Here is a 9,357-nt window from a genome sequence, read left to right on the forward strand (position 1 = left end):
ATCGACTCAGCGAGCGCCGACGGCGCCGTCGACCATGTCGCCGACGCTTCCGGGGATCGGCTTGGTGATCTGCCCGGCCAGGGATTCCACGGTGAACGGCACCTCACCGATGAACGGTTTCGATACCGTCTCCAGGGCCCCACCGAAGACCTTCGAGCCCTCGAAGAGGATCTCCACCTTGAGGCTCAGGGGCAGGTCTTCGAACGAGACCGAATTGCTCGTCGCGTTCCCGAGCATCTGAAGGTACGTGGGGTCGTGACCCCGGGACATCGCCGCGGGCAGGATGTCCTCGTGACCCTTGATGATCGCCTTGACGATGTCGGATGCTTCACCGGGTTTCGTCAATGCCTTCCCGAGATCGCTGAACGGTTTCACGAACGTGTCCTTCAACGGTTTGGTGATGTCGTTCTTGCTCGGCTTGAAGGCATCCTTGAAATCCTTGACCGCCTCCCGCTTGGCGCCCTGCGCCTTGTTGTTGTTCTGGCGCGCCGACCTGGACGTCGGTCGGCTCGCAACCTTCGCCGCCGTCCTGGCGGCCTTGCTCCCCGCCGAAAGCGACTTCAGGCCCTTCATCGCAACCAGAAGGGCCTTGCCTCCCACGATGCTCAGCACGACGCCGACGGCGGCACCGACGACCTCCCCAAGCGTCATCTCGCCCTTGAAGAATTTCATGAGCGAATCGATCAGTTTGATGATGCTGATGATGGCGGCGAGGACGAGCAGGATCTGCCCGAGCCCAGGCACCCAGGACAGCAGGAGCGCTGCGATGGCGACCCAGTCACCGATCTTCTCGCAGAAGTCGACGAGGACGTCCCACCAGGTGTCGCTGATGCCGTCATCGGAGACGACCCTGTTGATGGCATTCGCGGCGGTGTTTCCCGCCCTGTCCTTGTCGGCGACGGCTTCGTTGTACTTGGCTTCGGCGGAACCCATGCTCGAGGCCAGGTTTGACGCCTGGGCGCTCCAGGTGGAAGCGGACCTGGCGTCAGCCGCCTGGTCGGCGCCTGGCACCTGCGCTTTGTCATCGAACTCATTCGCCCTGGCCTGTGCCGTGGCGTGACTTGCCTGGGCGGACTCGTACTCGCTGCGGGCCTGGACCGCCTTCGCCTGGGCGTCTTCGAGTGCGCCGGCATAGGTGAGAAGCGCTTGCGCGGTGGTGCGGTAGCGGGTCTCGGCCTCACCGATGTCTTCCCCGCCCTTTTTCGCTTTGCCACGAACCTCGTTGACGGCAAGGGAGACCATGCTGTCGCTGCCCTCGCCGACGGCCTTGAGGGCGGCGGACGCGCTCTGGATCGCGTCGGCGATCTGCAGGTAGCGCGTGGCGTAGGTTGTGAGCGACGCGGGCTCTCCGGTCAGGTCAGAGAAGTTCGTCATGACGATGGTGCCTATCTGTCAGCAGAAACGGGGAGAGTTCAGGACGCTTGAGGAATGCCGGGGACGGGCTGTACGGGCCCTGAGGTGCCGGCGAGCGCCTTCTTGAGGTCGGCGTCGAGATTGTTGAACGCGTCGTTGATGGCGCCGATCGAGTCCTTGAGCGCGGTCACCGACTTGATCGTTTCGGTGCGCTTGATGTTCCAGCTCGACGCGAAGCTCCGCACTTCTTCCTCGAGTCGCGGGTGCCCGGTGAGGGAGGCGACATGTTCGCTGAACTTCTCGGCACCCTCGAATTCGGTGAGGATCGACTGCAAGTGAGTCTGGGTCTGCGCGAGCAGTTCACCCTCGATGACGAGCCTGTCGCCCATGGTGTCCCCCTGGAGAATGCGTGCGTGGTATGAGAAGAAGAGAAGTCAGTAATCGGGGAGGCCCGGCCGAAGCCGACCCTCCCCGAAGAAGCTGGAAAGCTCAGCCGCGAATGGCGTTGGCGAGCTCCTGGTCAGCGCTCTGCAGCGAGTCGGCTGCCTTGGTGAGGTAGTCGGCCATGCCCTGTGCGCCGCCGACGGCCTGGGTCGCGCCCTGGGTGAAGGTGGTGAAGGATTCCTGGAACGCGCCGGATGCCTGGTCGGTCACGAAGCCGCTGGAGACCAGGTCGGTGACGAGGCGCTGGAGTTCGTTGATCTTGTCTTCGAGAGCGCCCTTGCCGGTGAGAATCTGGCCCGAAGCGGTCTTCAGGTCCTGGAAGGTTACGTTGATGTTTGCCATGGTGATGTTCCAATCCTTTGCTTGGAGATCCCGTTTGGATCGCCCCCACGTGAACAACCTAACGGAGCAGTCTTTCTGCCGTCGATGGGGAGTGCTCCCCATGTCAGCCGACAGGCACCGGCGCGGGAGCGAGTGGGAGCTGAATTCGCACGTACTTGCCGCCGGAGACGAGCACGCCGCGCCCCTCCGGGAACTCCGCCCGCTGCATCCGCGGCAGGCTGGTCTTGAGCACGATGTCGCCGTCGATCGTCTCCGGCTGCAGCAGCAGTCCCCTGCGCGCGTTCTTGAATTCGCCCAGCAGCGGCCACGAACTCGACCAGGAGCTCGACTCGGCCTCGGCGAGGATGAAATGGTCGCTGCGCTTGATGGCACGGATCATGTCGACGATCGGGTTGTCGGCGGGAGTCTGCAGGAAATCGCCGATCTGCTCGACGATGACCGCAATCCTGCCGTCGGTGTCCGGGTCGACGATCGCTGCGAGGAGTTCCTTCGCGAGGGAGGCGGCGTCCTCGATCGTCACGGCGGAGGAGACGAAGCTCGGATGCTGACCCACCAGCGATCGCCGGTTGCCGATGTAATACAGGCGGGTCTCGGGGTCGAACCGGGAGATCGCTTCGATCATGCCGAGCAGTGCGGTCGTCCGCCCGCTCGCCGGTGGACCGGCGATGAGGAACGTTCCGGCAAGTTCGATGCCGGTGGGTCCGAGGTCGTCGTCGCTGAGCCCGATCGCCGGGAACGACCCGACGCGCGTGGGCAGTTCCGAGACCGGGTACTCTCTCGGCAGCGACCGGATCGGCTGTGCCGGGACCACACCGGCACGGGTCATCGCCGCCGCCAGTTCCTTCGTCGCCGCCGATTGGTCAGACAGCGAGGCGGACCCGCCGAGCACGGCGATCTGGGTTTCTTCGCCGTCCACGATCGCGCGGCCGGCCGGTGATGACGAAGACAGGATGTCACTGGGCACGTCGACCATGGCGTACGCGGTTTCGTCGGCGAGGCGGAGCACCACGCGCCGTTGCACGCTCGAGCTGATCGAGCTCGGCACCGAGCCGGTCCGGTCGGCGGTGAACGCGACGTGCATGCCCACCTGCCGGCCACCGGAGATGATGTCGGCGAACACGTTGTACCACTGCGACCGGCCGGCGGGGATCTCGAAATCCTGGCGGAAGTTCTGGAACCCGTCGATGACCAGGAGGATGCGCCGCTCGTTCGGCCGGTTGGCGAGCTGCCGGTAGTCGACGATCGACGAGGCGTTGGCTTCGGCGTAGCGGGGTCCGCGGGCGTCGAGTTCCTGTTTGAGCTGTCGCATCAACCGGATCACGCGCTCGGTGTCGTCGCCGTGGATGATACCTCCAACGTGCGGCAGGTCCTGCAGCATCCGCAGGCTTCCGCCTCCGAAGTCGAGCCCGTACACCTCGACCGGCCCGCCGCGGGGAGTGATCGCCGACGCCGTGGCGAGGGTGCGCAGCACGGTGCTCTTTCCGGATCCGCCCGTGCCGTAGATGACGAGGTGCCCGTCGACATCCGGGTTGAAGTACACCGGAAGCTGCAGCTGCTGCTCGGGGAGGTCGGACACGCCGAGCAGCAGCTGGGCGTCGGTCCGCTGCCGGAGCTTTCCGAGGTCGTAGGCCGGCGCGAGTTCGTCCTGCCAGGGACGGCGCGGTGCGGGAATGCGCGCGGAATCGGATGCCGCGATGATGGATGCCACGAGGCGCTGCTGGTCGGTCGGGCCGAGATCGCGCGACTCGTCGATGCCCGCACGGCCGGGTTCCTCCCAGCGGGCCTCTGCGCCGAACCGAAGCTCGGTCACCTCGATGCCGGGGCGGTCGGGCTCTCGGGAGGTCCAGCCGCCGGCGTAGGCGGACTGGAACGTCTGCAGCCGGCCGGGACCGGTTTTGGCGAGGCCGCGGCCGGGAAGAGCCGGGTCGAAGTGTGCCGCGTCCTTGACGCCGACGACGTCCAGGCTGTCGCTTTCGTCTGCCATGCGCAGCGCGATCCGCAGGTTCGTGTTGGCGCGCAGGTTGTCTTTGATGACGCCGGCAGGGCGCTGGGTCGCCATGATGAGGTGGATGCCGAGCGACCGGCCACGCTGGGCGATGTCGACGACTCCGTCGACGAACTCGGGAACTTCACCGGCGAGCGCGGCGAACTCGTCGATGACGAGGACGAGCGCCGGCGGGCTGTCGGGGTCGCCTCGCTTCTCCAGTTCGAGCAGATCCTTGGCCTTCTTGCGGTTGAGCAGGTGCTCCCGGAAGTGGAGTTCCGCCCTCAGGCTGGTGAGGGCGCGGCGCACGAGGTGCGGGCTGAGGTCGGTGACCAGACCGACGCAGTGCGGCAGATTGACGCAGTCGGCGAAGGCCGAGCCGCCCTTGTAGTCGACGAAGAGGAATGTGACGCGGTCCGGGCTGTACTCAGCGGCCATGCCGAGCACCCAGGCCTGCAGGAACTCGCTCTTGCCGGAGCCGGTGGTTCCGCCGACGAGGGCGTGGGGGCCCTGGGTCCGCAGGTCGAGGTGCATCGCGTCGACCCCGGCGGAGCCGACGGTAGCCCGCAGCTTGCCTGCGCGCCGCTTCTTCGGCTGGATGCCTGGGGTGCGGTCGTGGATGGAGGTGTTCTGCCGCCAGCGGTCGACGACGGCGTCGCTGTGCTCGACGAGGTCATGACCGAGCAACGCGACCATGGACACGGAACGGGGCAGGTCGCTGGAGTCCGACACGAGTGCGCCGGCGTCGATCACCGGCGCCATCCGACGCGCGTAGTCGAGAGCGGTTTGCGGGTCGATCAGTTCGGTAACGACATCGGTGATGGTCTCACCGATGCGCACATACCCGACCGAAGCGAAACCGTCGTCGTCCGGCACAGCCAGCCAGGTGCGGCACACGGCAGGAAGGGAGGTGACGTCGCGAGCCATCCAGATCGGGTAGACGCCGGCATCCGCTGCCATCTCGGCGAGCTGCACGAGGCGGGCCCGGTCGACGGAGACGTCGTCGGCGATGAGGACGACGATCGCGGGAAGCGGAGCCTGGAAGCCTTCGTCCTGGCTGTCCCCGACGGCGGCGCCCCGCTCGAGTGCGGCATTCTTCTGCTTCATGGCGCCACGTCGCTGTTGCTTCGCCTTCTGCTGGGCAACGCGGGTCTCGATGATGTCCTCGAGAGACGACATCAGGTTCGCAGCACTGGCGGCGCTGTCTGCGAGATGCACACCGTCGATGGGTGAGTGCGGCGATGACGTGTGCGGGATCCACTTGAGCCACGCCAGCTCATCCGACCACTGCGGCGTGACCATCGCCGCAACGGCGAGTTCTGCCGGGGAGTGCAGGGCGGTCAGCTGGACCAGGATCGAGTTGAGGGAGCCGATGGCCGCCGACGGGGACCCGGCGATCCCGAGTGCGCCGGAGTCGTGCAGGTTGTCGATGATCGGAACCCCCGCGACGAGCCTGTTCTTCTCGATCAGGTCGTCGAGACGTTCCTGGAATTTTGGCAGGAGGTTGCCGTGTTCGCTGGTCTTGATCGTGTTGCGGGTGGTCATCGAGCCGACGCCGAGGCGCACGTTGAGGAAGGACCAGTGCTCGGGCCGCCGGGTCCAGAGCAGCGGCCCTCGCCGCATCGCCCCGTCGAGGGTTTCCGCAGTGGACGGCGCTTCGGCGAGGCGCAGGTCGTGTTCGGTGACGCTTACCTTCTGCAGCTGTTCGTCGAGATCAGCGAGTCGCGTGTCGAACTTCGCGATCGCCTTTTTCAGCATCCGTTTGTCTCTGCGCTTACCGGTGATGTAGTTGCCGATGAGCATCAACGGGGTCATCGCGATGAAGAGCAGCGAGAACGGGTTGCCGGTGAAGAAGAACATGGCCCCACCCATGAGCATGGGGGTGAGCATCGCGAGCAGCGGAAACTGCTGTGGTTCCTTCTCAGCGGGCACGTCCGGAGCGGTGAATTCCTTTCCGGCGTACCTCCGTTCGACCTTCGGTGACCGGTTGAAGAAGATGGGGCCGGCCTTGGGTGCGACGCCCGCTTCGGCGACCGACTGGTGAAGGGCGATTTTCAGGTCCGTGTCGCCCAGGCGGACGGTCTCGGTTTCGGTGATGTGCAACCGGGTGACGATGCCTCCGTCGACCTCCACACCGTTGGCGGAACCCAGGTCGATCACGTCGACCCCGTCGGCGACCTCCAGCCGCGCATGCTTCTTCGAAACCAGTTTGTCGGAGAGAACGACGTCGCAGGAGGGATCCCGCCCGACGGTGTAGCTGCCGGCGCTCAGCGGGATGCTGCGCCCCACCTCTGGTCCGCTGAGCACGGTGATGGTCGCGATTGTTGGTGCGTGACCGGTCTTCGCCTGCGAGAAGTAGCGGCCGGCATCCGAGAGGTGCACGGTGGCGCCGGAACCGATCCAGGCCTCTCCGACCGGGGCATCCGGCGGCAGGGCGAGCCACTCGGTGTGCCCGGGCAGCGCCGCCTGCAGCGTGTAGTTGCCGTCTGGCGCAACCGACTGAGCGGGGTCGACCCGGGCGATCGTCGACGCAACTTCGGTGATGGTCGCACCGGCATCCGTGGTGATGATGATGTCATCGCGACTGCCCGAAGGACGGGCGAGGGTCAGTTTGAGGCGCATGTTCGTCCTTCTTCACAGGTCGATCCCGGCGAAGAACTTTTCGCCAGGACCGTCGCTCTAACCTAGCGGGCGGCCATGTCTGCCGCGATGTGGAGAAGTCCCCATCCGAAACGCTGCCGCCGCCGCAAGGCTGAGTGCGGCGACGACGTAGATACCGGGGTAGCCGAACTGGGAGAGCGCAAAGGCAGGGCCGGCGAGCGGGTTCCCGCCGCCGAGGCCGTGGAGCACTCCCCCGGCGACCAGGAAGCCGGCGCACCCGCCAACAGCGGGCAGCAGGATTCCTGCGAGAGCCGGTGTAGCCGGGGTCAGCCGGAGCAGCACGGCGAGGAAGCCGGCCACAGCGGCGACGATCATCGCCACGGGAAGCCAGCCGGCGGCATCCGGACCGGTGAGCGGAACCGCAAGGCCGACGATGCACCAGACGACACCGAGCGCGACCGCGAATCCGAGCGTCGTCAGGAGGGCGGCCCTCATCCGTTGCGGGGACCGCACCACGTCAGGAGACGACGGGACCCTGGTCGAGGATCCGCTCGTATTCCCGCTTCGCTTCGCGGTTACGCTCGGTGACCTTGCGCCCGCGGGAGGCGACCCAGGCGCCGAACCAAATCGGCACCTCGCGGGCGATGATGAAGGAGATGACCGCCGCGGGCGTGAGCAGCGCGCTCAGAACAGCGCCGCCGACCTCGCTCGGGCTGATGTTCGCGGCCTGCTCGATCAGAAGGCCACCGAGGTAGGAACCGTAGACGATCGCAGCGACGACGAAGCCGCCGAGAACGTACGCCCACCAGCCGCCGCGGTTGACCACGGAGACGAGCAGGACCATGCCGAGGAAGAAGAAGATGACCGGGATCCAGAACGGCGCCCGCACGACAACGTCGGTCATGGTGTTGAACGAGTCGTTGTTGATGACGAGCAGCACGGCCAGCGCGGCGGCGTAGAGGACGGCGAACACGACCGTCGCGAGGAGGGAGACGAGGATGCCGAAACCACGGTTGCCCTTGGCCTTCGGTTCACTCGGAGCCTGGACGTAGACCGGCTGGCGCACGGGTGCCGGTGACGGCTCCGGCTCTGCTCGCTCCTGTGCGGGAGCGGGGACCACGGGGGCGGTCGCGTCGGTGTGGACGGTCGAATCGCGTGGAGTCACGGACTCTTCGGCGAGAACCTTGTCCGCCTCGAGGTCCGCCTGGGTCAGGACGGTGGGTTCGGACGAGGAGAGCACGTGGGTGTCCGCCGTCTCGGAGTAGGCCTGGTCGGCGACCTCCGGGGTGTGATGGTGCTGAGGCGCGGGCTGTGCCGTGTGCTCGGCGGTGCGGGCGTGTTCGACTGCGGCGGGCTCGACGGTCGGCTCAGAGTCGGGCTCGGTTGCCGGCAGGGAGTCGCGGAAGGCGTCGGGGTCGAACTCGTCGGAGAGCGGCGCGCCGGCATCCGGAGCGTGCTCGCGCTGGCGTTCGGACCCCTGGTCGGCGGGCGCTGCCGGGGTGAGCGGGGCGTCGTACTCGCGGGTGTCTGTGGCGTCCTGGTCGCGGGGAGCGTCCTCGTTCGCGGCTGACGCTGGACCGGTCGGCGGCTCGGCGCCGTCGCGGTTGGCGTCGCTGAAATCGGGGGTGGTGTTGCTCATGGTGGCACTCCTCGTCGATCAGGGACCTGTGCCCTGTGCGAGTCACTTTACCGGCGGGAGCGGGCATATCTGCGGAACCGCGCGGTCCGTCGCGCCAGTTCAGGTCGGTCGAGCGGGGCCGGTCAGTCGAGCGGCGAGAGGATCCGGTGCAGGAACTGTTTCGTGCGCTCCTGTTTCGGTGCGGTGAAGATTTCGCGGGGTGTGCCGCGTTCGACGATGACACCGTCGTCCATGAAGAGGATCTCGTCAGCGACCTGGCGCGCAAATGCGATTTCATGGGTCACAACGACCATGGTCCAGCCTTCGTCGGCGAGCTCCTTCATCACGGCGAGGACTTCACCGACGAGCTCCGGATCGAGGGCGCTCGTCGGCTCATCGAAGAGAAGCAACTGCGGTTTGAGCGCGAGAGCGCGGACGATGCCGACGCGTTGCGCCTGACCACCGGAGAGCTGGAAGGGGTAGACGTCGCGCTTCTCAGCGAGGCCGACCCGGTCGAGCAGCGCGACGGCATCCGCGGTCGCCACCGCCTTGCTGGTTCCCTTCACCTGGACCGGACCTTCGATGATGTTTTCGAGCACGGTCATGTGCGGGAAGAGGTTGTTGTGCTGGAACACCATGGCGGTGCGGTCTCGCATCGCCAGGATGTCCTTCTTCGGCGGTTGTGCGGAGTAGTCGACGCGGATGCCGTCCGGCGCGGTGACGACACCGGCATCCGGAATCTCGAGCCCGTTGATCGAGCGAAGAACCGTGGTCTTACCTGAGCCGGATGGTCCGATCAGCACGAGCACCTCACCGCGGCGCACGGAGAGGTCGATGCCGCGAAGCACCTCGTTTTTGCCGAACGCTTTGTGGAGGCCGGTGACGGTGAGCAGGGCGCCGGGGTCAGCCGCGGCCGCAGCCCCGGGGTCAGTGGGCGACAAAGCCGTCCAAACACATTTAGAGCACCCCCAGGCCCCATGAGAGCAAGAGGCAGATCACCCACTATATAAGGGCG

7 protein-coding genes are annotated in these 9,357 nt (G+C 66.5%); all 7 read right to left on the bottom strand.

Annotated features, from left to right (window positions below; genetic code table 11):
• Nucleotides 1–6: 6 nt before the first annotated feature.
• Complete coding sequence (locus ACLQ62_RS14540; protein WP_411722346.1) at nt 7–1,374, bottom strand: hypothetical protein; 1,368 nt, start codon at nt 1,372–1,374, stop codon at nt 7–9.
• 38 nt (nt 1,375–1,412) lie between these two features.
• Nucleotides 1,413–1,742: a hypothetical protein gene (locus tag ACLQ62_RS14545; RefSeq protein ID WP_411722347.1), complete on the bottom strand. Its 330-nt coding sequence runs from the start codon at nt 1,740–1,742 to the stop codon at nt 1,413–1,415.
• Nucleotides 1,743–1,842: 100 nt separating this feature from the next.
• Nucleotides 1,843–2,139, bottom strand: a complete 297-nt coding sequence (locus ACLQ62_RS14550; RefSeq protein WP_354498987.1) for a WXG100 family type VII secretion target — start codon at nt 2,137–2,139, stop codon at nt 1,843–1,845.
• A 103-nt stretch (nt 2,140–2,242) separates the two neighbouring features.
• Entirely contained in the window at nt 2,243–6,745 is a 4,503-nt protein-coding gene (locus tag ACLQ62_RS14555; RefSeq protein WP_411722348.1) for an FtsK/SpoIIIE domain-containing protein, read from the bottom strand.
• Nucleotides 6,746–6,802: 57 nt separating this feature from the next.
• Complete coding sequence (locus tag ACLQ62_RS14560; RefSeq protein ID WP_411722349.1) at nt 6,803–7,240, bottom strand: hypothetical protein; 438 nt, start codon at nt 7,238–7,240, stop codon at nt 6,803–6,805.
• Nucleotide 7,241: 1 nt separating this feature from the next.
• Nucleotides 7,242–8,363, bottom strand: a complete 1,122-nt coding sequence (locus ACLQ62_RS14565; protein ID WP_411722350.1) for a hypothetical protein — start codon at nt 8,361–8,363, stop codon at nt 7,242–7,244.
• A 122-nt stretch (nt 8,364–8,485) separates the two neighbouring features.
• Nucleotides 8,486–9,283, bottom strand: coding sequence for an amino acid ABC transporter ATP-binding protein (locus ACLQ62_RS14570; protein WP_411722351.1), 798 nt, complete (start codon nt 9,281–9,283; stop codon nt 8,486–8,488).
• Nucleotides 9,284–9,357 lie beyond the last annotated feature (74 nt).

The organism is Mycetocola sp., from assembly GCF_046716805.1.
Lineage (GTDB): Bacteria > Actinomycetota > Actinomycetes > Actinomycetales > Microbacteriaceae > Mycetocola_A.

What these genes read in the sequence shown, in the direction of transcription:
- ACLQ62_RS14565 (WP_411722350.1), bottom strand. Translation starts at nt 8,363, where the DNA reads ATGAGCAACACCACCCCCGATTTCAGCGACGCCAACCGCGACGGCGCC.
- ACLQ62_RS14540 (WP_411722346.1), bottom strand. Translation starts at nt 1,374, where the DNA reads ATGACGAACTTCTCTGACCTGACCGGAGAGCCCGCGTCGCTCACAACC.
- ACLQ62_RS14555 (WP_411722348.1), bottom strand. Translation starts at nt 6,745, where the DNA reads ATGCGCCTCAAACTGACCCTCGCCCGTCCTTCGGGCAGTCGCGATGAC.
- ACLQ62_RS14550 (WP_354498987.1), bottom strand. Translation starts at nt 2,139, where the DNA reads ATGGCAAACATCAACGTAACCTTCCAGGACCTGAAGACCGCTTCGGGC.
- ACLQ62_RS14545 (WP_411722347.1), bottom strand. Translation starts at nt 1,742, where the DNA reads ATGGGCGACAGGCTCGTCATCGAGGGTGAACTGCTCGCGCAGACCCAG.